Here is a 24,085-nt window from a genome sequence, read left to right as displayed (position 1 = left end):
GTCATATTGAGCAGCACTAGTGCGCGAGTCAAAGAGCGTTTTGAACCCTTAAAAAGGCTTCGGGACTAGGATGTTCTCAACCATCATTTCAGGAGGGACCCCCTGTGAAAATCGCATTCGCGGTAAATTTGGTGCATGATCCAGATTTTGGACAGCACCGACTCGGAACCTCACATGAGCCAATCCATCTCTCGACATTCCTATATCCCGGCACACCGCTACAGCCAACAGCAAAAGTTACGTCAAACACTCCAAACACCTCGGAATCTTTTACCGTGGAGCTGTGGTGGATTCAAGGATGTTGCCCGGTTGTTTCAATCGAATCAAACGTACAACTTGCTGTACCGGGCACCAGCGAAATCAGCCGCGCCGATCTTCAAGAAGTAGTTGACCGCGCGCTAGATATCCTCGGTCGTAGTTCTCAAAGCGTCTTTGAGCTCTTCCCCGAGGTGCCGCTGGTTCCTTCTTCCATTCTCGGCCCAGAGACGGGCGCTCCAGGCAGCCCTGTCTCGTGGAGCCGTCTATTCATCGAATCTCCTGCACTCGACATCGACCCTGCCGCCATACGGCAAATCGACCCGGATTTAGATCCGCCAACCCAGATTCTGGAACTAGCGATAGAAACAAATATCACTAGGCTGAGCCATGAATTTCGGCAATGGTCCGCGGGTCCGATAAACGGTGAGGAAAGTGAATTCTCCGCGTGGCAGGCTTGGGGTACCGCGCTGCTACACAGCATCATCCATGCGCACATCACGCTGAGTACGCAAAAATCTGCTCATCAAACCGACCTCGGTGGCATTACGCGCAGTGTTCAGCGCCTAGCCATTCTGCATCGAGAAGCAACAACAACTATCCCGGTGCTCCAACAATCCTTGGCCAAACAACGGGAAGGCTCCCTCGAAGAAGCCCGCGAAGCAGCAAACCGCGAACGCTTACTCACAGAAGATCGGCAACGCCTTCTTGATGCCGCACTCGCTGATAAAGAAGAGCAAGTCCATAAGCTTCAGGACAGATTCGAAAAACAAAAGTCTTACGCTTATGGAGCCATCGGCCTGGTCATTTCTGTCATTGCTCTGGTGCCAACCATTGGTGCGCTACATCCTAATTCACTCGAGACTCCCTACGATGGACAAGTAGCATGGCTGGCCGCCTCGCTCCCCCTGTTGGTGACCTTTGCGGTGAGCTTGTTCGTGTTGATACGTTCACGCAGTAGGCTCACCACGCAATTGCTCAGGCTCACCACCGAGCATCACCAAGAAGTGAGCAGTGTACCTCGGTCTACCAGGCAATCGCCCATCCCCATTTGCGGCGTGTATTCGCCCACACATGAGCTTGGGACTGCGGGCCGACTCCATGCAATGGCTCACGTCATGGAGGACGGAACCACTGTTATTCTCAAGGATTCACTGGCCAAGGCGCAAACCCACGTAAGTGTTTCGCTACATACAACCACGCTGCGTAGTCAGCTGATTTCTGCAGGGGTCTTGGAACATAGCGAAGCGGATGGATATCTTGTCTTCATCCAAGACCACGCATTCATCTCGCTTGCCGCCGCCACCCGTGTCATTAAAGCCAAGGCGCTGAGTCGTTCGGAATGGCGGCGCATCTCACCCTCGGCTGTTGCACAAGGTACCCCGGATTCCTGAGCCCATCCGGTGGACGCAAGCTCAATTACCGAGCCACGGTGGTTGCTCGCATGAGTTCCACCGCTGCCCGTGTTTCCTCGGCCATAAGATCGGCATTCACTGCTGCACCCACAGCCAGGCCGCTGGCTGCTGCCATAATCACCTGCATTTTTGGATCCGCGAGTGATCCGGCAACCCACAGTCCGGGAACCGGGCTTTGCCCCATGACATCCACTTCTACATAAGGCACCAGGCCCATGGGATGCTCGCTGATTTCCAGCCCGAGCGAGGCGACAGCGCTCAGATCGGCTTCCATCTTTGGCATAATGACAAGCGCTTCGATGGGGTATTCGCTACCATCGGTCAGAACCGCTGCACTTAGCGAGTCAGCGGTGCCTAGGATCGAAGAAATAGTTCCTTCAACAATGTGTACGCCGCGCGCTAAAAGTTGCTCGGTTTCTTCGGTTCCCAAAACTCGCTGCGGGGACTTGAAGAGCGTCACCGAGTCACTCCATTGGGTGAACATGAGTGCTTGGTGTGCCGCAAAGTCACTGTCATTGATTCCTAGCTGTTTGCCGCGTACTTCCCAGCCATGGCAGTACGGGCAGTGCAACACATTATTACCCCAGTGTTCCTTCACCCCGTCGATTACCGGGAGTATGTCACGCAGACCAGCGGCAAGAATCACGCGGCGAGCAATGGCAGGGGTTCCGTTGGGTAATGAGAGTTCAAATCCCTGCTCGGTGCGCCTAATATCCAGAACCGTTCCGGAAACTATGTCCACATCATAGGTTCCCAATTCTTCGCGGCCCACGGCCAGCAGTTCAAGTGGGTTCATTCCGTCTCGGGAAAGGAAGTTGTGCATTGCGTGGGCAGGTGCGTTGCGTGGGTTTCCCGCGTCGATAACCAACACCTTGCGCAGGGATCGACCCAGAGCTTGTGCGGCGCTCAGTCCAGCTGCTCCCCCACCAATGATTGCAACATCATAGTGTGGTGTTGTTTGGTCGCTTACTGACTTCTCCATGGTTCGGTTACTCCTAGAATAGCTATGATCGCGGATCCGTTATCCGCGTATTTCAACTGTGCACCCCATGATGCCGTTTGGGCAAAGCTTTTTGCCGGTATGGCAAACTAGATATTATGGAATCCGACATTGATGAAACTCTCGCGTTGGTGGGCCCACGGCTCAAGGCCTTGCGCACCGCATCAAATACAACTCTTCAAGAGCTCTCGAGCCAGACCGGAATATCGCTAAGCACACTTTCTCGGCTGGAGTCCGGTCAGCGACGCCCAACACTTGAACAATTGCTTCCTTTGGCCCGCGCCCACCAAGTTCCGCTAGATGATCTGGTCGGTGCACCGGCAACGGGCGACCCCCGAATCCATATCAAACCAATCAAGAGCAATGGCATGACCGTCCTGCCGCTAAGTCGAGGTTCGGGAAGCGGATTGCAGGCATTTAAGCATTTGCTACCTGCAGGCTCGGACCGCACCATCCCGGATTTACGTACCCATGAAGGCTACGAATGGATTTACGTGCTTAAAGGTAAGCTCCGCCTGTGCCTTGGCGATCATGACATCACGCTCAAATCTGGAGAAGCCGCAGAATTTAATACCAAAACCCCACATTGGTTTGGCCGTGCCAACTCTGAAGCCGTCGAGTTTCTCACGCTCTTTGGGCCGCAAGGCGAACGCATGCACGTACGCGCCAAACCCGTCAGTAAATCCCCGAAAAGCAACTGACTTTCCAGAGCCATTGAGTGCGGCTGAAATAATTACGGGCCATCGAGAGTTACCCACTGTTTGAAGGCAACCCGAAAGGATCCCCCACCCTCATGCTTTTCTCACCGCTAAAACTTGGCTCACTTGATCTTCCTAACCGCTTAGTCATGGCCCCGCTGACCCGGATCCGCGCCGGTGAAGCCGGTATCCCTGGTGATCTGCTCGTAGAACACTACCGGCAGCGTGCCAGCCTTGGGCTTATCGTTTCCGAGGGTACCTATCCGAGCCACGCGGGGCGAGGCTTTCCCGGCCAGCCAGGACTTGTCACCGATCAGCAGCTCGCAGGTTGGAAGTGCGTCACCGATGCCGTCCATGATGCAGGTGGCCGTATCTTTGCTCAGGTCATGCACGCAGGACGGGTCAGCCACGAAGCAACCACCGGTGGTCACCAAATCGTGGCACCCAGCGCACTTGCCATCGATGGTGAAACCCGCACCTATGAGGGCAAGCTGCCCTACCCGGTTCCACACGCATTGGAGAGCACAGAACTTGCCGGAGTTCTTGAAGAGTTTGTCACGGCATCCCGCAATGCAATAGCTGCAGGCTTTGACGGCGTAGAACTCCATGGTGCCAACGGTTACCTACTCCATGAATTTCTGGCGCCAAACTCGAATACGCGCACCGATAACTATGGAGGAACCGCCGCCAACCGTGCTCGCTTCGTCATCGAGGTGGTACGAGCGGTTGCCGAAGCAATCGGTGCCGACCGCGTTGGCTTACGCATCTCCCCCGAACATGATGTCCAAGGCACCCTCGAAAATAATCCTGCCGATGTGCGCGAAACCTACGGCACTTTGGTAGATGCCATTGCCCCATTGAACCTTGCCTACCTCAGCGTCCTACACAAGGATCCGGCGAGCGCCTTGGTACAGGATTTGCGTGTGCGCTTCGGTGGAACCTTCTTGCTCAATACCGGCTTTGGTGTCATCACCACGCGAGATGAGGCGCTTGGTCTTATGTCCCAGGACCTTGCCGATGCCGTGGTGGTCGGCCGCCCCGTTATTGCCAATCCCGATTTGGTGCGGCGTTGGAGCGAAGATCTACCGCTGAACGAGCCCGATGCCTCAACGTTCTATGGTCCCGATGCCAGGGGCTACACCGACTACCCGTTCCACCAGAACTAGAAGTCGTGGTGGCGGCGGGTTGACTCCGCCACCACCAGATTTACCAAACTCTAGATATCAAGAAAACCTCCACGTGCTTCGCTCAGCGCTGGCAAGTCCTTGGTATCGAGGTCTTCCATCAGGTGGATTGAGGCATAGGGGTTTAGCTGAACGCGTCCGGAATCGTCAAAGACCCGCAAAGTTCTGCGGAGCCTAACTCCCGGTCGGTATCGGTAATTGAACGTGAGGATCACAGTGCTCTCCGGCCAGCTACCCACCACGTTGACTTCTGTCTGGCTCAGGCCATTTGACAGCGGGACAGTTGTTCCGTTCTCGGTGTTCCAGTAATGATCTGCATCGCGGAATTGGCGAGCAATCGCTTCTACCGCGCCGTCGATTTGTTCTTGGGAAAGCACCGCCTTTTTCCATGCGGTGTCTTCGATGTTTGATAGATCTACGATTGCATCTTCGGTGGGAGTTCCCCATGGATCATATTCAAGCCCCAGGCGCTTGGCGGATAGCTCCGGTCCCCAACCGCGGGGAACAAAATCCCTGAAACGGATTTCCTGCGGCAGTTCCGACAGGTGCCCTAGCTCCAAGGCGGTACAGCGGTAGTGATAGCTCATGCCGCCATGATGGTCTGGAAGCGCTAGTGGTGGTGATGGATTCACAAAGATGACGAGCCCCGAGGATTCCTCACGTACCGCAACGACGTACCTATCGATCTGAAGGCTACGGGTTTCAATGCCCGGTGCATGAACTTGCAAAGTTGTTGGGGTGCACCATTCGGCGGGCAGTTCATCACCGCGGTAGTCATCATCAAGTTCCTCAGTGCTACGTGAGCTGGTCCAGAGTCCCTGCGCGGTGGCACCAGCGATCGATGCGTCATCAAGGGTGAGTATGCCCATGGATCCATCGATGCCAAGTCTCACCACGGCGACACCTGAATCTTCATTCAACGCAGCGAAGTCATCATGCTCCCCGTCACTGGCCCAGGAGTAACACACCCAGAGGGCATCCGGCCCTTCGAAAAGCCTCAGATAGGGCGCGAGGATTCCCATTTCCAACGCCGGCCACGTATGAAAAACATCTGGCTTACCCGATCGCTGTACCAAGGCCACGGGCTTTTCTTCATCAACCAGGAAAGTTGTGCCATCGATTGTGACTCGTGGCAACGGCTTCATCAGTGTGCTCACATCATCAACAATATCTGCTTCATCGCAGGTCATCCTTCAAGTACGCCATCACGAATGGTTCCCATGCTCGGGAGACTGCAGGTATCTAGATCTTCTGCAAACCACACACTCGCGTAGCGATCCACATCAACGCGTCCGGCTCGGTCAAATACACGGTAGGTACGCCGAATCCTGCCCTCGACAAAGCTCGGATGCGTCACCTCAACCATGAGGCGAGTTTCCGGCCAGCTATCTTCCACCCATACCCGGGTATCTCGTGGGCCATAACCAATCTTTGTATCCGGTACGGGATTCCAATAGCTGTTGTGTGGAAATTGTTCGTTCAGGAGCCGGACGGCAGCTTCTTGTTGTTCGTTACTCAGGAAGGTTGACTTCCACTGGATCTTGTCTGCTTCGGCGATAATCACCTCTTGGTGGCGTTGCAGAACTTCGGGAATACCCTGAATGATTTCTGGTGCATCTTCCTTCGTTCCCCACCCGTCAGGAACAAAATCACGGAAGTTCAACTGGTCTGGAATCTCCTTCATCCCACCCAGCACCAATGCGGTGCTTCTGTAGGAGTATGTGCTTCCCGTTGAATCATTAAACACGACCGGTGGTGATGGATTCATATACACAACCGTGCCGCGTGAATCCTCGGCTATCTCAAGAACGTACCTGTCGGCAATGATGCTTCTCGCCTTCTGCCCTAGAGCATGAAGCAGCATGGGTGTTGGAGAAGACCAGCCGGCCGGCAGCGGGCCACCGAAGTACTTTTCATCGAATTGTGGCAATAGATTAGGTGCGCTCCAAAGTCCTTCTCGTGTTGCCCCCAGTACACGATGCCCCGGGGCTGTGAAGGATTCATGAGTTCCATCAAGGCCCACCCACACGGCGACTAGGCACTGTGGTTCGTAGAGAATCCCAAATTCTTCTTCATCTCCATCCGAACCACATCCATAGATCACCCAGACGCCCGCCTCGACGTTGAGCAGAGTAACCTCGGGAGCAACTACTCCCAAGTTGAGGTCCGGCCAGCTCACCACGCGCTCTTGCTTTCCGGCGCGCCGCAACACCATGACGGGCAGCGCCCGATCAAAAAGGAATTCCGTCTCAGCAATAGTGATCTGGTGCGTTGGAATCAACGTCATACTCCCAGTGTAGTTTTAGGCCGGCTGTTCTTGGCGTCTGACGATCTCGTTGATCCAGCTTGGGGCAAACGGTGAGGTGCAACCGGGCGGCGTCGGATAGTCGGCAAGAACCTGCAACCTTTCCCCGATGGCTAGAGCTCGTTCGCGGAGATCCGGATGCACGATACCGATTTCGGCCAGAGTATGGTTCATTGCCCATTGCAAACGCTCCGGAGCATCCTTCATCTGAGTTTCAATGGTGTCCAATAACCCCGAAAGATCCAGCATCTCGGGGTTCTTAGACACCTGCATCACGGTAAGTTCCCAACCGGCACTTGCTACAACGGGATCGGCATCGCTGAACCACAGAACTCGAAGGTCTTCGCAGTATTTGCTCTTCTTCACCACGTAATTCACAAACCAGTCCTGCACCTTGGGAACCACGGACTCGCGCAACATGACATCAAGCTGTTCGAAAGAAAAGGCCTTCGGCTTGCAAATCAACAACGCCAATAGCCTGGTAGCAGTCTCCTGCGTATTCCACAGCTGAATAGCCAATTCCTGGTTACTTTTCAGCGCCTTAGCAACCGCACGTAGCTTGGTCAGATTCACACCATAGTCATTGCCCTGTTTTAGATTGACTGTGAGCATACGTTCGTCATGTAATCCAGCCAAAACAGTCTGGATCTCTTCTACGCTGCTGGCCGGGGTGATTACTGAAATCTCTGCCATGATACGGCTCCTTATGTCTTCGTTCTTGGAACCCACCCTATTGGATGGAACTGCCATTTTGGTGTGCATGACCGGTGCCCGTACCGGCATCAGGGACTTTGGCCACTTGTCCGCAGGACTCTCGCGGGTATGCACTAAGAGCGAGGTTGTTTTGACGACATGAACTACATTTCCATGAACCGTGCAGAACGGAGTACTCGAATGCCCTCGCCAGTTTTCGATCTCACAGCACGTCATTGGCAGCGATACGTCGCCATCGGCGACTCATTCACCGAAGGATTCGGTGACCCTTCACCGGAAAGTCCCGGTGGATTTCGAGGCTGGGCAGACCGGGTAGCCGAGGCTCTGGGCAAGGCTAACCCCGATTTTGACTACGCCAACTTAGCCATCCAGGGACTGGGCGTACGCGATGTCATTGATTCGCAGCTTGATGAGGCTCTCGCACTGGAACCAGACCTTGTGTCATTTCAGGCAGGCGGCAACGACCTGATTAAACCATCAGCTGACCCGGACAAACTCGCCGAACTCATTGAACCTGCCCTGCGCAAAATACTTCTCACCGGCGCAACGGTATTGCTTTTCATCGGCCCAGATTCTGGCCCACATACGGTGCTAGGTCTGTTGCGTGCCCGGGTAGCTACGTTCAATGAGAATCTGCGTTCGATTGCCAAGAGGTTAGGAGTTCTGGTTGTCGATTTGTGGGCGTTACGTGCCTTGCATGATCCTCACATGTGGGACACCGACAGGCTCCACCTCTCACGTGCCGGACACGAATGCGTGACTGCTCTGGTGCTGAGCATTCTTGGCAAGATAGACCCGGGTTGCCTCTTAAAGCCGGAACCGCAAATACCCTTGCACTGGCGAGAGGCTCGAGCCCAAGACCTGGCTTGGACAGGGAAGTACTTGATTCCTTGGCTGTTACGGGCTGCTGCTCCACATCGCAGCACTGAAGTCCCCACGGCAAAACTTCCCCGACCCGAGCATCTTGACTAGGCCCAATGCCACCCAACGGTAGCCTCTCGATGCAAGAATTACCGTATGCCCACCTCAAGCACGACATACACCTTCGTCAGGCCTTCCGCCGAAGCTTGGCAGGGATTACCCCGGCGGCAGACAAAGCTACGCCAAAATGTGGTTGCCGTTTCCATTGCCCTACTCACCACCATCGCCGCGTTCGTTGTTGACCGGGGTTGGGCGACCTTTGACGAGGATGCGTTTCTTGGCCCGTATCGCACTATAGATATGTATGGTTTGGCCGGGCTGTATTTGGCAGTTGCATTCTCACTGGGTGGTTGGGCGATGGGACGCTTGGCGGTGCCAACAGCTCCCCTGGTGCTTGCTTGCGCCGCGGTTCCGCACATGCTTGATGGCTACGCAAGCGCACCATTCTGGTGGGCGGGAGCAATTCTCGCCTCCTTATGGTTCGCTATCCAACTACGGGATTCTGTACGAGAAGTTCTTGTGGTCAGTGCCTTGGCACACGCCTGCGCTACCGCAGAGACCGCGATCATCAGTGCTAGTGCACAATCCACGATCCGTCGCATCCTACTCAAGAGCACCCTCCCTGCGCTGATCTCAAGTATTGCAGCAGTGGCATCGTGGGTTTTCACCTACATGAGTTTTGCCGATGAACAAGGGCTCACCTACCAAGAACTTCAAGAAGAGAGCGTCTCTGATTTCTTCGCCGCAGGGGCTCTGGCGGCAAGTATCCTGGCGCCAATCTTGTGGGGAAGATTTGTCTGGCGCATATTTTCGCGCTCGTTCTGCGGTAATAATCTGTGGGTCATCCCCTCCGATGCTGGCCCGGTGGAACCGCTCCCGCAGATACGATTTCACGACAATAGCTCCATCCCCAGCGAGGTCATGGACAAAGCGACCGACTGCACTTGCCTGATGGAACATCTTAGAGCAAATCCCGAATACGAAGGTGACGACGACTGTCTCCTTGAATACGGAATTGAGCCCAGCGTGTACTGCCCGGCCCATGGAATCGATGCAATCAATTCACTGGACCACACCGAGTTCCGCGCCGCGGTTACCGCTGTATGGCTGTGGGATGAAGACACATTGCTGCCCCTGAGCAATATCGCTGATGCGGATCGAAGTCTCTTGCTTGGATATTCCGGACATGGTTTTACCGGTCTGGCAGCCGTAAAGTCAGGTACCAAGATTGATATCCGCCTTGCTTGGGACGAACTCGTCGACGAACGCGGAAAGCAGGAAGCATGGGACTACGGTCATGGTCCTTCCCGACCCCAGGGCGGCGTATTCGATACCATCGACTTACGTCTTGCAGGTTTCGATGGTCAGGCTGTGCGCTACACACATGGGCGAGCTTGGTTTGAGCCAACCAGCCAGAAGCTTCGGTCGCTCAATTCCTGAGATATATGATTTGTGCCCGCCGCGGGTTAAATGAATCGACAGTACGCGGTTAAGAAACATATTGAAATAATGCGGATCAAAGCGCATCTTGCGGGATGGCCGCACCATTCGTGTTTCGTTGTTCGTCGCAGGCTAATCCGACCGTCAGCTCCGATTCTTCAACGGCGCACCGCATATCGCAGGTGAAGCACCCGGTTGCCCTGAATCACCTCGTCGGGATCTTTCAACAGCTGCTGTGCTTTAAAAGACCCGAAGTATTTCTTGCCAGATCCAAACACAACGGGTGCGACGTCCATGCGAATTTCATCGATAAGACCTGCTGCAAGAACTTGGCCACCTACATCCCCGGCTGCAACCTCAACGATGCGATCCCCCGCGAGTTCCTGAGCTCTTGCCACGGCTGCCTCCACGCCGTCAACAAAATAAAACGGTGCCTGCGGGTCCCACGCATCCGGGACCGGCCGGTGAGTCACCACGATCACGTGGTCAATTCCACTCGGAGGGTGCCCATCCCAACCGTCAGTCAAATCAAAAACATGCCGGCCGACGATCGTTACCCCGATATGGTCCCAGTACGCCCGAATATAGTCGTAGGAGCTCTGGGAGACCATTAGCATGCCACTCTCATCCAACGGAACATCACCAGTGGTCAGCCAATCAAACAGCGCTCCGGGTTGGTCGTTTTGATCCGCGATGAAGCCGTCAAGCGATACCGAGGCGTACATGACTACCTTGCCCATGGGGGGTATTCCTTTGTTTCAGGATGCCCCAAATTGTACTCTCGCACGGCTTCAAACGATTCATAATCCAAACAAAAGTTCGGCATCCGCGACAATGGGCAACCGCTGTACTGTCGGTACCGAGCTAACGTTTCGACGCTTATGCACTTGGCGCGGCCTTGATCTCGACGAAAAATACCAAGGCAGTTACTGCCCGTAGTTCCAATTCTCATGAGCGGCACATTAGATGAAGGCAATTAGTGGGCATTCATCGCGCGCAGAACGCACTGAAGGGCGCTAGCTTCCTTGAGTGGATGCTAGCGCCCTTCATGACAACGAGGGTGTTATAAGGACTTAGAAGTCCCAGTCCTCATCTTCGGTGTTTACTGCCTTACCAATGACGTAGGAGGAACCCGAACCGGAGAAGAAGTCGTGGTTCTCGTCGGCGTTCGGGCTCAGTGCCGAAAGGATCGCCGGGTTAACATCGGTGACCGATGCCGGGAACATTGCCTCGTAACCAAGGTTCATCAGCGCCTTGTTGGCGTTGTAGTGCAGGAACTTCTTAACGTCCTCGGCCAGGCCGACACCGTCGTACAGGTCGTGGGTGTACTGAACTTCGTTTTCGTAGAGTTCGTAAAGCAGCTCGAAGGTGTAATCCTTCAGCTCCTGCTTGCGCTCTTCGGTGATGCCCTCAACTTCAAGGTTCCGCTGGAACTTGTAGCCAATGTAGTAACCGTGTACTGCCTCATCGCGGATGATCAAACGGATCAGGTCAGCGGTGTTGGTCAGCTTGGCGCGTGAAGACCAGTACATCGGCAGGTAGAAGCCGGAGTAGAAGAGGAAAGACTCGAGCAGCGTCGAGGCAATCTTGCGCTTGAGCGGGTCATCGCCGTAGTAGTAGCTCTCGATGATCTGAGCCTTCTTCTGAAGGTTCACATTCTCGGCGGACCAGCGGAATGCCTCATCGATTTCCTTGGTGGAAGCCAAAGTGGAGAAGATCGAGGAGTAGGACTTGGCGTGCACTGATTCCATGAAGGCAATGTTGGTGTACACGGCTTCTTCGTGCGGGGTCATGGCATCTGGGATCAGCGAGACCGCGCCCACGGTGCCCTGCAGGGTGTCAAGCAGGGTCAGACCGGTGAAGACGCGCATGGTCAGCAGCTTCTCGGTTTCGGTCAGCGTGCCCCAGGACTGAATATCGTTGGACAGCGGCACCTTCTCCGGCAGCCAGAAGTTATTGCATAGACGGTTCCAGACTTCTACGTCCTTCTCGTCCTGGATGCGGTTCCAGTTAATGGCTTCGACGTGGCCGGCCAGCTTAAGCTTCTCAGTCATTTCCGTCCCTCTTCTTACTCAAGTTTGTGGTTGTTGCGGGTGTGCGTACGACGGCGGGTGGGATGCCCGCCGTCGTACGCAGATCGGTGTTTAGGGCTTTTACTACCTGACGACCGGTGGTGATTCGACAGCGATTAAAGTGCGCATGAGACGCAGCCCTCCACCTCGGTCCCTTCAAGTGCCATCTGACGTAGGCGTATGTAGTAAAGGGTCTTGATTCCCTTGCGCCATGCGTAGATCTGAGCCTTGTTGATATCACGCGTGGTTGCGGTGTCCTTGAAGAACAGCGTCAGGGACAGGCCCTGGTCAACGTGCTGGGTTGCAGCGGCGTAGGTGTCGATGACCTTTTCGTAACCGATTTCGTAGGCATCCTGGTAGTACTCCAGGTTGTCGTTGGTCAGGTACGGAGCCGGGTAGTACACGCGGCCGATCTTGCCTTCCTTACGGATCTCAATCTTCGCTGCCACCGGGTGGATGGAAGAGGTCGAGTTGTTGATGTAAGAAATTGAGCCGGTCGGCGGGACCGCCTGCAGGTTCTGGTTGTAGATGCCGTGCTCCATGATTGAAGCCTTCAGCTCACGCCAGTCATCCTGGGTCGGGATGTGGATGCCAGCAAAGAGTTCGCTCACGCGCTCGGTAGCCGGAACCCATGCCTGATCGGTGTACTTATCGAAGTATTCACCGGTTGCGTACTTCGAATCCTCGAAGCCGTCGAAGGTCTGCTGCTTTTCGATGGCGATCTTGTTCGAGGCGCGTAGTGCGTGGTAAACGACGGTGTAGAAGTAGATATTGGTGAAATCAATACCTTCCTCAGAGCCGTAGTAGACGCGTTCGCGAGCCAGGTAACCGTGCAGGTTCATCTGTCCCAGACCAATGGCGTGGGTGCGAGCATTACCCTGAGCAATCGATGGAACCGAGTTGATGTAGGACATGTCCGAAACAGCCGAGAGCGCACGAATAGCGGTCTCGATCGAGGCACCCAGATCCTTGCCGTCCATGGCCTTGGCAATGTTCATCGAACCGAGGTTGCAAGAAATATCCTTGCCCACGGTTTCGTAGCTCAAGTCTTCGTTGTAGATCGACGGGGTCGAGACCTGGAGGATTTCCGAGCACAGGTTGCTCATGGAGATCTTGCCCTTGATCGGGTTCTCGCGGTTTACCGTATCTTCGAACATGATGTACGGGTAACCGGACTCGAACTGGATCTCGGCCAGGGTCTGGAAGAACTCACGAGCGTTGATCTTGGTCTTCTTGATGCGTGCATCATCGACCATCTCGTAGTACTTCTGGGTCACGAAGATATCCGAGAACGGAACTCCGTAAACCTTTTCAATGTCGTATGGCGAGAAGAGGTACATGTCCTCGTTCTTGCGTGCCAGATCAAAGGTGATATCCGGTACCACAACGCCCAGGGACAGGGTCTTGATACGGATCTTCTCATCGGCGTTTTCGCGCTTGGTATCCAAGAAGCGAAGGATGTCCGGGTGGTGTGCGTTCAGGTAGACGGCACCTGCACCCTGACGTGCGCCAAGCTGGTTGGCGTAGGAGAAGCTGTCTTCGAGAAGCTTCATCACCGGGATAACACCCGAGGACTGGTTCTCGATCTGCTTGATCGGGGCCCCGTGTTCACGAACGTTGGTCAGCGAGAGGGCAACACCGCCGCCGCGCTTGGAAAGCTGCAACGAGGAATTAATGCCACGGGAGATTGATTCCATGTTGTCTTCGATGCGCAGCAGGAAGCAGGAAACGAGCTCGCCGCGCTGGGCCTTACCGGCGTTCAGGAACGTCGGGGTTGCCGGCTGGAAGCGGCCATCGATGATCTCGTGGACCAGAGCGATTGCCATTTCTTCATCACCGCGGGCAAGGTGCAAGGCAACCATGCAGACGCGGTCTTCGTAGCGCTCGAGGTAACGCTTGCCGTCAAAGGTCTTAAGCGTATAGGAGGTGTAGAACTTGAAGGCGCCCAGGAAGGTTTCGAAGCGGAACTTCTTGCCGTAGGCGGTGCGGTAGAGATCGCGAATGAAGTTCATGGTGTACTGATCGAGGGTTTCACGCTCGTAGTACTCGTGCTTGACCAAGTACTCAAGCTTCTCGTCCAGGTCATGGAAGAACACAGTGTTGTTGTTCACGTGTTCCAAGAAGTACTGACGTGCTGCAGCACGGTCTGCCTCGAACTGAATGCGGCCATCGGAACCGTAAAGGTTCAGCATGGCGTTCAGTTCGTGGTAACCCAAGCCCTGAAAAGCGGCAGGCATTTCTTTAGAATCCTGCTTCACTTCGAGCTCCGCGACATTCGTGTCCAAAAGACTTCCAATCCTTCGCGAACTCTGGTCACATCTTCTTGGGTGCCCATGAGTTCAAATTTGTAAAGAAGTGGAACATTACATTTGGCGGCAATCTTGATTGCCGCCAGGCAGTAAGTGGTTCCAAAGTTTGTGTTGCCGGCTCCCACAACACCGCGCAATAGGTTTCTATTGCGTGCGTCGTTGAGGAACTTCACGACCTGGGGTGGAATCGATCGCTCCCCTTTTTCTCCACCGTAGGTAGGAAGAAGAAGGACGAACGGCTCCGTGGCCACAAGTTGTGGTTCTCTGGCTAGCAGCGGGATTCGAACTGAATCAATCCCGAGCTTCTCGGCGAACCGGTGTGTGTAACCGGAGGCCGAGGAAAAGTAGATCAAGCGGCTGTTGGTGAGTACCTCCGCCACGTGGGCGTGATCTTGCATCGGTGTTGCCAACGATGAAGTAGGCATCGTGATCGCCTCGATATTACTTGTTTTCGGTAATGCTTGGAACGGGCTGGTTAGGCCACTGCAACGGACAAACCCGCTGCAAGCTCATCGATCTTGTCCGGACGGAAGCCCGACCAGTGATCGGCGTCGGTGATGACGACAGGTGCCTGCTGGTAGCCCATGGCAAGTACGCGCTCGAGGGCTTCAGGATCCTTTGAGATATCTACGCTCTTGTAGACGATGCCCTTCTTGTCCAGTGCGCGGTAAGTTGCGTTGCACTGTACGCATGCTGGCTTCGTGTAAACGGTGACGGTCATGTCCGTAAATCCCCTCGTGCAAAAATCTGTGTATTTTATGTGTCTGGCTTCCGGCAGTACCTCTCAAACGGGGTACCTGCCGGAACTAGCTGACCCCGGGCATTTTCAGCCTTCGAGGGGGGCGGAGATTCATGCGCTTCCCCGACTTTTGGGGGATTTAGCATTCGGCCTCGCCAGCGGTTTCAATACTACATCTAGTGGGCAGAGCTTGCTCCAACCCCAACATGATGTATTACAAGTATGTCATTCTCCCCACAGGTAGTCCACACCCACTGTGGATAAGTTGGGCTGTTTAAACCCCGTGAATCCAATGAATCGCCTCCCGTATCCACAAGCTGTGGAGTGAATAGCTCAAGTTATTAATTTTGGCGTGTCGAGCAGCTCCGGCGTGTCGTTTTCCTTGGGATAAACCACAACATGTGGCGTACCTCAATGAGGTCAAACACTATAGGTAGTGTTCAGACCTTTGGCCGTCTCATAAATTTAGCGCTCGATACCGACATTTTGATCGTTTTGTCCCCGAACCCACCCTCGTACCACTAACAAGCCTGCGCGTGGTGATAATTTGTGCGATGTGATGCCCGTTTAGAGCCCAGTGCTGGTGTGCACGGTGAAGGACGTGAACTGTGTCCGGATTGACCCGGCGGATTGGTCCTTCAATCCCAATGCAGCCATCCAATTAGGCCCGGATGGCGTTGGGCCTTGCGCACGCACCTGTGAGAGGTACTACCGACTTTTACGATCTAGTTATAGCTTGGGCTCATCGAAGGTCGTTGAGCCAATTTGCTTCCTGTATACGAGTGTCTAGCTCGCGAAGCTGTGCGGAGAGCTCATCAGCCTCGGTTCGTACCAGCGGAACATCAACGATTGAAACGTAGCGAAGTTCACTTCGAGTACTGCGATCAAATCGTGCCGAGGCGCGCTGAGCAACGCTCTGGCGCAGACGAACTTGTAGACGCAGGACATCTCGGTGCGCTAGCGCATCTGTCATATTTTGGTGCCCCGGAATGCTCACCTCAAGATTCGTGGTGTTGATCCGTAGGATCAGTTCACGCAAATCATTGGCAAGTCGATCATGTTCTACAAGCAATGCCAGCGGATCTTCTGCCGGTTGCTCACCTTCTTGAACCAATACGTTTTGCTCAATACGTGCAGCCAGCTGGCTCATCCTGGTGCTCATGTCAGCTCGGTGGGCCAAAGCCTCAGCTAATTTCATAGATTTAGTCTAAGCATCAAGGATGGTCAGCACTCGCCTAACGCGCGGCGAAGTCTGGATCTTTTCCAGCCAAGGCACGAGCGGTGGCAGTAGCTGCTATTTCCATCGCCGCTTCAAGCTCGAGCCCGTCGAGTAATCCGGCAACTGTAGTGCCCAGGAAGTGATCTCCTGCGCCCTTGGCTCGGCTTTCAACCCACGGCGTATTGATTTCCCAGTGATTGACTTTGGTAACCAGCAGGGTACGCACAAACTTTTGCTCAGATTCCGTTGCGGAGGCACTGGTGACAGCGACCCATTCCAACTCTTTGCCAAGCATCCCGCGTGCCCGGGTGATGACATCGCCCGAATCAACACTGGCAAGCAGGCCCAGCTCAAAGTTGTTAGGTGTCATTCCGGTGGCCAAGGGCATCAAGAACTCGGCATACCCCTCTACCACTTCGGGTGCGGTGTATAAGCCCACATCATCATCTCCCATAGCTGGGTCAACTATGAGTCGGATGTTTGGGATCATTGACTTGAGTCGGGTGAACCATTCACCGATGATCCTTGCTTGGCCAGGATGCGCTAAGTACCCGACGCAAACATAGGTGGCACTAAGCAGCACCTCGCGGGCTAGTAGTTCCTCGAGGATTCCAGCGAGCCAAGCATCATCAATCGCTCCCCCGGCCAGTGATGGGTAATGCGGAAGATTGCTCAGCAAGACCGTCGGGACGGCAACCACCCGGTGGTGGTGTCGTTCGATAAGTCGAGCGATAACGTTATTACCCACCGAGCCGAAGGCCAGTTGAGAACTGATGACCACGGCTGCTACCGAGCGCTGGTCAAGCTCATAGGGAAGCGAATGATTCATGCTTTGAAGTGCTTACTCGGCTGCTGGCGTGTTGGCAGCAGGCTTTTCACCAGCAAAACCAGGCCAGTAGTAGCTATCCGGTAGTGCTCTGGCACCAAAGATTCCCTGCCCAACGCGTACGACAGTTGCACCTTCTTCGATTGCTAGTTCAAAGTCTCCACTCATACCCATGGAGAGCTCTTCAATCTTCATGCCAGCTGGGGCGGTCTCACGGAGCATGTCGCGAATTTCGCGCAGACGGATAAAGCAGGCACGAACCGCTTCTTTATCGTCGCTAAAGAGAGCAAGAGTCATCAGGCCCTTGACGTGCAAGCGATCAAATTGTGGGAGCTGGTCAACGAATTCTTGGACAGCCTCCGGCGCCAATCCAAATTTGCTTTCTTCGCTTGAGGTGTTCACCTGAACGAAGACATCAAGTTGACGATCCTCAAGTTCAAGGCGGCGCTGGAGTGCTTCGGCCTGCCGGATGTTATCTAGCGCCTGGAATTCGTCGGCGAACCGGGCAACATACTTAGCCTTATTCGTTTGCAGGTTTCCAATGACGGAGAACTTAAGTCCTGGGATATCTGCGAGGTTTTCTGCCTTACGGGCAGCTTCCTGAACCTTATTTTCACCAAGGAAAGTTGCTCCGGCAGCAATGGCCAAACGTAGTCGATCTTCCGGAACTGTCTTACTCACTGGCAGTAGTCGGATCGATTCCGGGTCACGCCCGGCCTTGATCGCCGCTGTTTCAATGCGGCGTTTAATCGAGGCAAGGTTGTGTTCGAAGTCTTCGATCGAATTTGCGTGTTCAGCAGCCGGGCCGGAGGAATTAGTTGACTGAGTCATGAGGGCGAGAAATCTTTCACACTAAGGAACCATTAAGGCACGATGAAACCCATGAACCTTCATGGATGCACCACCGCCAACTTAGCATGTTGTGTTCGGCTCCGCCCTAAGGGCAACTCCTATGAGGCGCGCGAGAATGCCAAGTGACGCACCAAATACCCAGCGTCGCGAGCAACTCCACCGATGATGCCAGAGCTTAGTCCGTACTGAAAAGGCAATCCCATAAATCCAAGCCCGGGAAATTGCTCACTAATCCCCCGGTGATGGATTGGCAGACCATAGGCATCGGTGCGAAGTCCTTCAATCCAGGAAAAGTCTGCCCGAAAACCTGTGGCCCAGATTACCGTCGCTACATCAAGCTTTTCGCCCTCAGCAGTAACCATCGCTCCATCAAGTACGTCTTCGATACGACCCGCACGTAGCACCCCAGCCGCTTCGGTATCCGCCACCGAGGTTCTAATGAGCGGTGAGCCATGATCGCCAATCTTCGTTGCAAGTTTTCGCCCGACTGGAGTTCCTCGGGTCAGGATGTGGTGAATGAGAAACCAATAAAGTACTGGTGCGTAACGAATCAGCCGTTCGGGAACCTCCGGTGTAGGGGTTCCACACAAAGTCACTGGATGGGTTGTTGCGAGCTCGCAGGCAATCTGTGCTCCTGAGGTTCCAAACCCAATGACTGCAACTGCTCCGCTAGCCACCGAGTCTGGATTTTTGTAGTCACTGGAATGCAGCTGCCGAATGCTACCGTCCAGCTTTTCGGCAACGGTCGGAATATGAGGTATCTGATGTCCACCGGTGGCGACGACTACGCGTCGGGTATGAATTGGGCCATCCGCGGTCTCTAACTCAAAGCCACCGGCAGGATCAACGCGCAGCTTACCGACTTGAACATTGGTGTGCACCGGTAATTGAAAATTCCGTGCATAATGCTGCAAATAGTCGACCATTTGGTTTGCGGTGGGGTACAGACCATTTTTGGCGGGGAAGCGACTGCCCGGAAGCCCGTCGTGTTCGGCTGGTGTAAAAAGCTCTAGGGAGTCCCAGCGGTGACTCCAACTGCTTCCCGGCTCCGAATTCCCCTCAAGCACGAGGCATTCTTCATCGCGTTGATGCAAGAGATATGCGATCGCCAAGCCGCATTGACCAGCACCAATAATTACCGTATCCATCATGCTTTTCATGGGGTTCACCAACCGGCAGAGCGCTTAGATCTATTACTGGTTATTAGACTACGCTCCGTGAAAGCAGCGAAGTAGAAATAGTGCCATGAAGTTTGTACGTTAGAGGTATCCGGTGGCTCGGGCACCCTAGCTTCGGGTCCGTCATCAGTGCTGACGGACCCGACATTAAAGAAATCTTAGACCTTCTTAACAACCGAGGATTTCAGGTGCATGGGACCAAAGCCATCAACCTTGCAGGAAATATCGTGGCCATCAATCGGATCGACAAGGCGGATATTGCGCACCTTGGTACCGACCTTGATTGACTGGGCCTGACCCTTGACTTTGAGGTCTTTCATCACCGATACGGTGTCACCATCGGCAAGCACATTGCCAACCGCATCCTTGACCACAGTTTCCTGTGGCTCATCGGCTTCGGCGACCTCGGCCGACCACTCGTGGGCGCATTCTGGGCATACCAGGAGGGCGCCCATCTCGTAGGTGTAGGGACTTGAACATTGTGGGCACGCTGGCAGAACATCACTCATGCCCATAAGTTTAGGTGGCTTTATTCAATCGTGCTCAGAAGAGCTCGCGTGCGGCGTGCCCGTTGGTGCTGACCATCACAGAGCTTCGGTTTTGACCTTGAAAAGGACTACAAAGTAGCCGATAGCCGCCAAGATCAAACAAAGGACTCCGCTGCCCACCGCAACGAGAGCAGGAATCGTGAACCCTTGTGCCAACTCGCCAAAACTATTCATGCTCCCTCCCCCGGAAATCATAAACAGAACTACCGGCAAGACGTAGATCACCAGTCCAAGCGCGATAAGGGCAGGACAAGCAATGAGCAAGGAAAAGCTGAGCTTGCCTAATTTACATCGAGATTCTGTGGAGTCCTGCACCAAACCTCGTAGGGAACAGCAACTGGTCGTAGCGTCGGCCCGAATATCTAGGCCCGGCGCTGCAACGGCAAAATGAGCAGGGCTCTGAGAAGTTGGCGTTGACTGCACGCCTGCCGCCAGCTTCCTCTTCGAATCGCTCATGTTCCCAAGCCTACGTTGCCAAAGCACTGTATGTACAGTGAATGGATTTTATGTTTCAAGCTGTGACAACCCGACCATTTGGTAACTCTCGATGCATTCTTGAGAACTAAACCGCTCATTGTGCGGTGCCTAGACAACAATATTTGCGGCCAATCGGAACGAATATATCCATCCACGAGCCAGAACTTCCTAGCTACCTCGTAGCTGGAAGATTAGTCGGAGCTGGGGCGCTGACGTTGTTTCTTTGTTTCCGATCGGCGACCCTTGGCAGCAAGCCTTCGTTTCACCGATCCGCGTGTGGGTTTTGTTGCACGGCGTTTTGCGGGCCCCGGTGCAAGCGCCAAAACAATAAGCTCGGCCAGTTTTTCCAACGCAATCTCACGATTGCGCAGCTGGGAACGCTGAGTTGAGGAGGCGATAGTGAGCACACCGGCAATCAGGCGAGAATCGAGTCGGTCTAAAACCCGTTCCCGTTGCACATCTGTAAGGACCTCTGAATGTGCAATATCCCAAGAGAGTTCAACACGCGAATCCGAGGTATTGACGTGCTGCCCACCGGGTCCCGAGGAGCGTGAAAACCTCCAGCTAAGTTCGGCAGCCGGAATACTCAGCGTCTTTGAGACTTCAAGAACCATGCTTCAAGCATCCCATGCCACCTTGCCCAGCGCCCCCATTCATTGCCTAGCGTCGAATGCGGGCATAGCATCCAAAGTAGAGAGGAAAAACACAAGCGTACTCATAACAAAAGTACTAACCTCGTGGGGTAGCAATGACAAGTAAAAGGATCGCCCGTAGTGAGGACTCGGTCATTTCCTATACCGTTTCATCGGGGACGGGCCCCGAAGTATTCTTCCTCAATGGTGCATTTTCCGGTAGCAAGAGCTGGCACAAGGTGTTGCAAGCACTACCCACAGATTTTCACACAGTCACCTTTGATGCTCGCGGTCGCGGGCACTCCCCCAGCCACACGGATTATTCGTTCGCCGGAGCACTAGAAGACGTTGGATCTGTTGTTTCGGCAGCAAAGCTTTCCCGACCCATCTTGGTGGGCTGGTCCCATGGCGCAACACTTGCCCTGCGCCATGCCGCCACCCATCCGGGCACGGTTGCCGGGATCGTACTGATTGATGGGGCATTTCCCATACGCGTTTTCCACGAAAAAGCGCAACGTCGTATCCGCCATCAATATCGGCTGCTCAGGGCACCCATGGCGGCGCTCGGCGCCTTGGGAGTTCTGTCCAAGATGGCCCACGATCAGGCGGCCGAACTTGTCGTTGAACTCGATGAGATTGATGCAGGATTGATTCCCGATTACCAGGTTTTGGATTGCCCGGCATTGCTGATCGTCGGTTCTGGGCCTCATCCGGGCTCACCCTCCCAGGAAATGCTGTTAATGCGTAGCGCGGCTTCTACCGCCTGCAAGGCCAACAAGTTGGTAAGGGTTCAGGCAACTGTTGACTCGAACCACCTACAGATCCTGCGTCGTGACGCTGATGTAGTGGCTCAGGCAATCATTTCCATCGCTTCGGGAGTCACGTTCGCTTCCTAGCAGCCCATTACCAATGGGCACCCCGGTTTCCAAGATCCGTCTACTAAGGATTGGGTAGTGCCTGATGGGTTGCAATGGCCAACCGATTCCAAACATTGATAGCCGAAATTGCCATCAGCAGTTCAACGGTTTCCTGCTCGAAAAATTTATCTTTCACGAAATCCCACACCTGCCGTGAAACCCCGTTTTTACTGATTAAAGTGACGGCCTCGGTCAGTGCCAACGCTGCTTGTTCACGGGCAGAATAAAGTTCCTTGGCTTCATGCCATCCCGTCAGCACGTCCATGGAACGCTGGGAAACTCCGGCTTCCCTACCTTCGCGCGCTTGCATGTCCAGGCAATACGCACAACCATTAATCTGCGAAGCCCGGAGCTTGATCAACGCCAAGAGGTTTTCGCCCAAGATCCCAGCACGGATGTATTTCTCCATGGCAAACATTGGTTGGTAGGCGGCAGGATCGATCTGTTGGATCTCGATGCGTTGGGAATCCATGATTCCTCCGAAACAATAGCTGGGAGTCTGTAATTCCACCTTCTCGCTGCAATGACACGGACTCAAGGTTTCGGTAGCAAAACGACTGCAAAATCACATTCGCACAAAAGCTCCAATCAAGGACTATTTCCCCTATGCGCTTCACCTGTCGCGGGCGTAATTTGTTGCCCAGCACAGCTACTTGCACGTGTATGGGAGGAGTGCATCATGTCGTTGGGAATTTTCCGTACCAAGACCATCGAACAGACGATGGCAGAAACCGAGGAACCCGGGCACCAGCTCAAGAAAAACCTTGGCGCACTGGATCTAATAGTTTTTGGCGTTGGAGTAAGCATTGGTGCCGGTATTTTCGTGCTCACCGGACAGGCAGCTGCATCCAACGCTGGTCCCGCTATTTCCATTTCGTTCCTCATTGCCGGGCTCGGCTGTGGACTGGCCGCCCTTTGTTATGCGGAGCTAGCCTCCAGCGTCCCTGCCGCCGGCAGCGCCTACACTTATACCTACGCAACGATGGGTGAGCTCTTGGCCTGGATCATTGGCTGGGATTTGATTCTGGAATTCACTGTTGGGTCCGCGGCGCTTGCCACCTCATTCAGTCAATACTTGGGTGTGGTCCTCAATAACACCCCCTTTGCCATCCCCGAAGCAATCGCCACCGCAGAACACGGCGTGTTGAACTTACCGGCAGGACTACTCGTGGTGGGCTTATGCATCGTGCTGATCTCCGGAGTCAAGCTCTCCAGCCGGATCAACCAGGTTGTCACGGCCATCAAAATCCTTGTGGTGTTGGCAGTGATCGTTGTTGGTGCGTTCTTCATCAATGTTTCTAACTGGGTTCCATTCATTCCGCCGGCCTCGACCCCCGCGGCGTCCTCGGGCGGGGCGCTACACCTTCCTTTGGTACAGACAATCTTTGGTCTTGATCCAAGTGTCTTTGGTATCGGCGGGGTCTTCGCCGCAGCGGCAATGGTATTTTTTGCTTTCATTGGATTTGATGTGGTCGCCACGACCGCCGAAGAGACCCGTAATCCACAACGAAACATGCCCATCGGCATCTTTGGTTCGTTGGCTATCGTCACGGTGCTCTACATGGCGGTATCGCTGGTGATCACCGGAATGCAAAGTTATAAGGACATCGACCCTGCCGACGGTGCGCCATTGGCAACTGCCTTTGTGAATGCTGGGCTACCGGTAATGGGCGATTTAATTGCCATAGGTGCCTGTATCGGTTTGATCGTTGTGTGCATGATCCTATTCCTGGGGCAAACCCGCGTGGGCTTCGCGATGGCCCGTGATGGGCTGCTACCGGCCGGGTTGGCTAAGACTCATCCACGATTTGGTACGCCATACCGGTTCACCATTCTCGCGGCAATCCCGATTGCCATCCTTGCCACCTTCGTTCCCCTCTCAACGCTCGCGGAACTTGTCAACATCGGCACCCTCGCCGCGTTCGTACTCGTCTCCATCGGAGTGATGATGTTGCGGCGCTCGCGTCCAAATCTGCCACGTGCCTTCCGCGTTCCGTGGGTTCCGGTTATTCCTATTGCCTCGGTCATCGTGTGCTTCTACCTGATGTTGAACCTTGCACTGGAAACCTGGATCCGTTTTGTGATCTGGCTGATCATCGGCTTCATCGTCTACTTCGCTTACTCGCGGAAGCACAGCAGGCTCAATGCACCCACGCTAGAGTCACATACCGATCGACAATAAACATGGGCTCGCCGGAAAACATGACTCAGCATGTTCAGACAACGGAGCTTTTGGGTATACACCCTCTGTCTGGCCGTGGTGTGGGCCGTGCGACTCGTTACAGTCTTTCTATTCAAGGGACAGTCAAGCGGACACGTCTTCCTGCTGGTTTTTGGCGGTTTCTGCCTTGGCTGGATCAGCATCACTATCGCCAGATATCTTT

At 54.4% G+C, this 24,085-nt stretch carries 24 protein-coding genes; 7 read left to right on the top strand and 17 right to left on the bottom strand.

Features of this window, described 5'->3' with window-relative positions:
- Window positions 1-104: 104 nt before the first annotated feature.
- The gene (locus CQ018_RS08305; protein WP_105549527.1) at window positions 105-1,649 is read left to right on the top strand and encodes a DUF4357 domain-containing protein; all 1,545 of its coding nucleotides are present in this window, start codon (window positions 105-107) and stop codon (window positions 1,647-1,649) included.
- A gap of 25 nt (window positions 1,650-1,674) precedes the next feature.
- Here CQ018_RS08305 and CQ018_RS08300 read toward each other — a convergent pair whose 3' ends face one another.
- Window positions 1,675-2,652, bottom strand: a complete 978-nt coding sequence (locus CQ018_RS08300) for an NAD(P)/FAD-dependent oxidoreductase (protein ID WP_105549526.1) — start codon at window positions 2,650-2,652, stop codon at window positions 1,675-1,677.
- A gap of 116 nt (window positions 2,653-2,768) precedes the next feature.
- Here CQ018_RS08300 and CQ018_RS08295 point away from each other — a divergent pair, with 116 nt between their 5' ends.
- Both CQ018_RS08295 and CQ018_RS08290 read left to right on the top strand, forming a co-directional pair.
- Window positions 2,769-3,371, top strand: a complete 603-nt coding sequence (locus tag CQ018_RS08295; RefSeq protein ID WP_105549525.1) for a helix-turn-helix domain-containing protein — start codon at window positions 2,769-2,771, stop codon at window positions 3,369-3,371.
- A 92-nt stretch (window positions 3,372-3,463) separates the two neighbouring features.
- Entirely contained in the window at window positions 3,464-4,534 is a 1,071-nt protein-coding gene (locus CQ018_RS08290; RefSeq protein ID WP_105549524.1) for an alkene reductase, read from the top strand.
- Between the two features lie 50 nt (window positions 4,535-4,584).
- Here CQ018_RS08290 and CQ018_RS08285 read toward each other — a convergent pair whose 3' ends face one another.
- From CQ018_RS08285 to CQ018_RS08275, 3 genes are read right to left on the bottom strand one after another with little or no spacing between them, the layout of a single operon-like run.
- Window positions 4,585-5,742: a hypothetical protein gene (locus CQ018_RS08285; RefSeq protein ID WP_105549523.1), complete on the bottom strand. Its 1,158-nt coding sequence runs from the start codon at window positions 5,740-5,742 to the stop codon at window positions 4,585-4,587.
- Window positions 5,739-6,839 carry a hypothetical protein gene (locus CQ018_RS08280; protein WP_105549522.1) on the bottom strand — a complete coding sequence of 367 codons (1,101 nt, stop codon included), beginning with the start codon at window positions 6,837-6,839 and terminating at the stop codon, window positions 5,739-5,741. Before CQ018_RS08280 ends, CQ018_RS08285 begins: the two co-directional genes overlap by 4 nt.
- A 15-nt stretch (window positions 6,840-6,854) precedes the next feature.
- A complete protein-coding gene (locus tag CQ018_RS08275) occupies window positions 6,855-7,550 on the bottom strand; it encodes a DNA alkylation repair protein (protein ID WP_105549521.1) in 696 nt (231 codons plus the stop codon).
- 201 nt (window positions 7,551-7,751) lie between these two features.
- Between CQ018_RS08275 and CQ018_RS08270 the strand changes: the two genes are divergently transcribed.
- A complete protein-coding gene (locus CQ018_RS08270) occupies window positions 7,752-8,543 on the top strand; it encodes an SGNH/GDSL hydrolase family protein (RefSeq protein ID WP_181149796.1) in 792 nt (263 codons plus the stop codon).
- Between the two features lie 45 nt (window positions 8,544-8,588).
- The gene (locus tag CQ018_RS08265; protein WP_105549519.1) at window positions 8,589-9,932 is read left to right on the top strand and encodes a hypothetical protein; all 1,344 of its coding nucleotides are present in this window, start codon (window positions 8,589-8,591) and stop codon (window positions 9,930-9,932) included.
- Between the two features lie 158 nt (window positions 9,933-10,090).
- Here the strand turns inward: CQ018_RS08265 and CQ018_RS08260 are convergent, their stop codons facing one another.
- The 12 genes from CQ018_RS08260 to arfB all read right to left on the bottom strand — a co-directional run bounded on the left by CQ018_RS08260 (window position 10,091) and on the right by arfB (window position 20,766).
- Window positions 10,091-10,672, bottom strand: coding sequence for a dihydrofolate reductase family protein (locus CQ018_RS08260; protein ID WP_105549518.1), 582 nt, complete (start codon window positions 10,670-10,672; stop codon window positions 10,091-10,093).
- 333 nt (window positions 10,673-11,005) lie between these two features.
- Complete coding sequence (gene nrdF / locus CQ018_RS08255; protein WP_105549517.1) at window positions 11,006-11,986, bottom strand: class 1b ribonucleoside-diphosphate reductase subunit beta; 981 nt, start codon at window positions 11,984-11,986, stop codon at window positions 11,006-11,008.
- A 134-nt stretch (window positions 11,987-12,120) separates the two neighbouring features.
- Window positions 12,121-14,241 (bottom strand): class 1b ribonucleoside-diphosphate reductase subunit alpha, encoded by a 2,121-nt coding sequence (gene nrdE / locus CQ018_RS08250; protein WP_105549820.1) that lies wholly within the window; start codon window positions 14,239-14,241, stop codon window positions 12,121-12,123.
- Window positions 14,242-14,258: 17 nt separating this feature from the next.
- Entirely contained in the window at window positions 14,259-14,738 is a 480-nt protein-coding gene (nrdI, locus tag CQ018_RS08245; RefSeq protein WP_105549516.1) for a class Ib ribonucleoside-diphosphate reductase assembly flavoprotein NrdI, read from the bottom strand.
- Window positions 14,739-14,788: 50 nt separating this feature from the next.
- Window positions 14,789-15,034 carry a glutaredoxin-like protein NrdH gene (gene nrdH / locus CQ018_RS08240; protein ID WP_105549515.1) on the bottom strand — a complete coding sequence of 82 codons (246 nt, stop codon included), beginning with the start codon at window positions 15,032-15,034 and terminating at the stop codon, window positions 14,789-14,791.
- Between the two features lie 760 nt (window positions 15,035-15,794).
- Window positions 15,795-16,250, bottom strand: coding sequence for a DIP1984 family protein (locus tag CQ018_RS08235; RefSeq protein WP_105549514.1), 456 nt, complete (start codon window positions 16,248-16,250; stop codon window positions 15,795-15,797).
- A 37-nt stretch (window positions 16,251-16,287) separates the two neighbouring features.
- Window positions 16,288-17,100 carry a bifunctional hydroxymethylpyrimidine kinase/phosphomethylpyrimidine kinase gene (locus tag CQ018_RS08230; RefSeq protein ID WP_105549513.1) on the bottom strand — a complete coding sequence of 271 codons (813 nt, stop codon included), beginning with the start codon at window positions 17,098-17,100 and terminating at the stop codon, window positions 16,288-16,290.
- 12 nt (window positions 17,101-17,112) lie between these two features.
- Window positions 17,113-17,928 (bottom strand): YggS family pyridoxal phosphate-dependent enzyme, encoded by an 816-nt coding sequence (locus CQ018_RS08225; protein WP_105549512.1) that lies wholly within the window; start codon window positions 17,926-17,928, stop codon window positions 17,113-17,115.
- Window positions 17,929-18,047: 119 nt separating this feature from the next.
- Window positions 18,048-19,109, bottom strand: a complete 1,062-nt coding sequence (locus tag CQ018_RS08220; protein ID WP_105549511.1) for an NAD(P)/FAD-dependent oxidoreductase — start codon at window positions 19,107-19,109, stop codon at window positions 18,048-18,050.
- Between the two features lie 176 nt (window positions 19,110-19,285).
- Entirely contained in the window at window positions 19,286-19,636 is a 351-nt protein-coding gene (locus CQ018_RS08215; RefSeq protein ID WP_105549819.1) for a zinc ribbon domain-containing protein YjdM, read from the bottom strand.
- A 75-nt stretch (window positions 19,637-19,711) separates the two neighbouring features.
- Complete coding sequence (locus CQ018_RS08210; protein WP_105549510.1) at window positions 19,712-20,131, bottom strand: hypothetical protein; 420 nt, start codon at window positions 20,129-20,131, stop codon at window positions 19,712-19,714.
- A gap of 212 nt (window positions 20,132-20,343) precedes the next feature.
- Window positions 20,344-20,766: an alternative ribosome rescue aminoacyl-tRNA hydrolase ArfB gene (arfB, locus tag CQ018_RS08205; protein ID WP_105549509.1), complete on the bottom strand. Its 423-nt coding sequence runs from the start codon at window positions 20,764-20,766 to the stop codon at window positions 20,344-20,346.
- Between the two features lie 134 nt (window positions 20,767-20,900).
- Here arfB and CQ018_RS08200 point away from each other — a divergent pair, with 134 nt between their 5' ends.
- Window positions 20,901-21,680, top strand: a complete 780-nt coding sequence (locus CQ018_RS08200) for an alpha/beta fold hydrolase (RefSeq protein ID WP_105549508.1) — start codon at window positions 20,901-20,903, stop codon at window positions 21,678-21,680.
- 43 nt (window positions 21,681-21,723) lie between these two features.
- On the opposite strand, the gene CQ018_RS08195 is transcribed toward CQ018_RS08200, so the two are convergent.
- Complete coding sequence (locus tag CQ018_RS08195) at window positions 21,724-22,173, bottom strand: carboxymuconolactone decarboxylase family protein (RefSeq protein WP_105549507.1); 450 nt, start codon at window positions 22,171-22,173, stop codon at window positions 21,724-21,726.
- A gap of 207 nt (window positions 22,174-22,380) precedes the next feature.
- On the opposite strand from CQ018_RS08195, the gene CQ018_RS08190 reads away from it, so the two are divergent.
- On the top strand, window positions 22,381-23,883 hold the full coding sequence (locus CQ018_RS08190; RefSeq protein ID WP_105549506.1) for an amino acid permease: 1,503 nt from the start codon (window positions 22,381-22,383) through the stop codon (window positions 23,881-23,883).
- Window positions 23,884-24,085 lie beyond the last annotated feature (202 nt).

The sequence above is a fragment of the Arthrobacter sp. MYb227 genome (assembly GCF_002975435.1).
GTDB lineage: Bacteria > Actinomycetota > Actinomycetes > Actinomycetales > Micrococcaceae > Paeniglutamicibacter.
The sequence above is the reverse complement of the archived record's forward strand: the minus strand, read 5'-3'. Positions and strand labels throughout refer to the sequence as shown.

Excerpts from the sequence above, each read along its gene's own strand:
- CQ018_RS08300 (WP_105549526.1), bottom strand. The coding sequence starts at position 2,652 with ATGGAGAAGTCAGTAAGCGACCAAACAACACCACACTATGATGTTGCA.
- CQ018_RS08295 (WP_105549525.1), top strand. The coding sequence starts at position 2,769 with ATGGAATCCGACATTGATGAAACTCTCGCGTTGGTGGGCCCACGGCTC.
- CQ018_RS08290 (WP_105549524.1), top strand. The coding sequence starts at position 3,464 with ATGCTTTTCTCACCGCTAAAACTTGGCTCACTTGATCTTCCTAACCGC.
- CQ018_RS08285 (WP_105549523.1), bottom strand. The coding sequence starts at position 5,742 with ATGACCTGCGATGAAGCAGATATTGTTGATGATGTGAGCACACTGATG.
- CQ018_RS08280 (WP_105549522.1), bottom strand. The coding sequence starts at position 6,839 with ATGACGTTGATTCCAACGCACCAGATCACTATTGCTGAGACGGAATTC.
- CQ018_RS08275 (WP_105549521.1), bottom strand. The coding sequence starts at position 7,550 with ATGGCAGAGATTTCAGTAATCACCCCGGCCAGCAGCGTAGAAGAGATC.
- CQ018_RS08270 (WP_181149796.1), top strand. The coding sequence starts at position 7,752 with ATGCCCTCGCCAGTTTTCGATCTCACAGCACGTCATTGGCAGCGATAC.
- CQ018_RS08265 (WP_105549519.1), top strand. The coding sequence starts at position 8,589 with ATGCCCACCTCAAGCACGACATACACCTTCGTCAGGCCTTCCGCCGAA.
- CQ018_RS08260 (WP_105549518.1), bottom strand. The coding sequence starts at position 10,672 with ATGGGCAAGGTAGTCATGTACGCCTCGGTATCGCTTGACGGCTTCATC.
- nrdF (WP_105549517.1), bottom strand. The coding sequence starts at position 11,986 with ATGACTGAGAAGCTTAAGCTGGCCGGCCACGTCGAAGCCATTAACTGG.
- nrdE (WP_105549820.1), bottom strand. The coding sequence starts at position 14,241 with ATGCCTGCCGCTTTTCAGGGCTTGGGTTACCACGAACTGAACGCCATG.
- nrdI (WP_105549516.1), bottom strand. The coding sequence starts at position 14,738 with ATGCCTACTTCATCGTTGGCAACACCGATGCAAGATCACGCCCACGTG.
- nrdH (WP_105549515.1), bottom strand. The coding sequence starts at position 15,034 with ATGACCGTCACCGTTTACACGAAGCCAGCATGCGTACAGTGCAACGCA.
- CQ018_RS08235 (WP_105549514.1), bottom strand. The coding sequence starts at position 16,250 with ATGAAATTAGCTGAGGCTTTGGCCCACCGAGCTGACATGAGCACCAGG.
- CQ018_RS08230 (WP_105549513.1), bottom strand. The coding sequence starts at position 17,100 with ATGAATCATTCGCTTCCCTATGAGCTTGACCAGCGCTCGGTAGCAGCC.
- CQ018_RS08225 (WP_105549512.1), bottom strand. The coding sequence starts at position 17,928 with ATGACTCAGTCAACTAATTCCTCCGGCCCGGCTGCTGAACACGCAAAT.
- CQ018_RS08220 (WP_105549511.1), bottom strand. The coding sequence starts at position 19,109 with ATGAAAAGCATGATGGATACGGTAATTATTGGTGCTGGTCAATGCGGC.
- CQ018_RS08215 (WP_105549819.1), bottom strand. The coding sequence starts at position 19,636 with ATGAGTGATGTTCTGCCAGCGTGCCCACAATGTTCAAGTCCCTACACC.
- CQ018_RS08210 (WP_105549510.1), bottom strand. The coding sequence starts at position 20,131 with ATGAGCGATTCGAAGAGGAAGCTGGCGGCAGGCGTGCAGTCAACGCCA.
- arfB (WP_105549509.1), bottom strand. The coding sequence starts at position 20,766 with ATGGTTCTTGAAGTCTCAAAGACGCTGAGTATTCCGGCTGCCGAACTT.
- CQ018_RS08200 (WP_105549508.1), top strand. The coding sequence starts at position 20,901 with ATGACAAGTAAAAGGATCGCCCGTAGTGAGGACTCGGTCATTTCCTAT.
- CQ018_RS08195 (WP_105549507.1), bottom strand. The coding sequence starts at position 22,173 with ATGGATTCCCAACGCATCGAGATCCAACAGATCGATCCTGCCGCCTAC.
- CQ018_RS08190 (WP_105549506.1), top strand. The coding sequence starts at position 22,381 with ATGTCGTTGGGAATTTTCCGTACCAAGACCATCGAACAGACGATGGCA.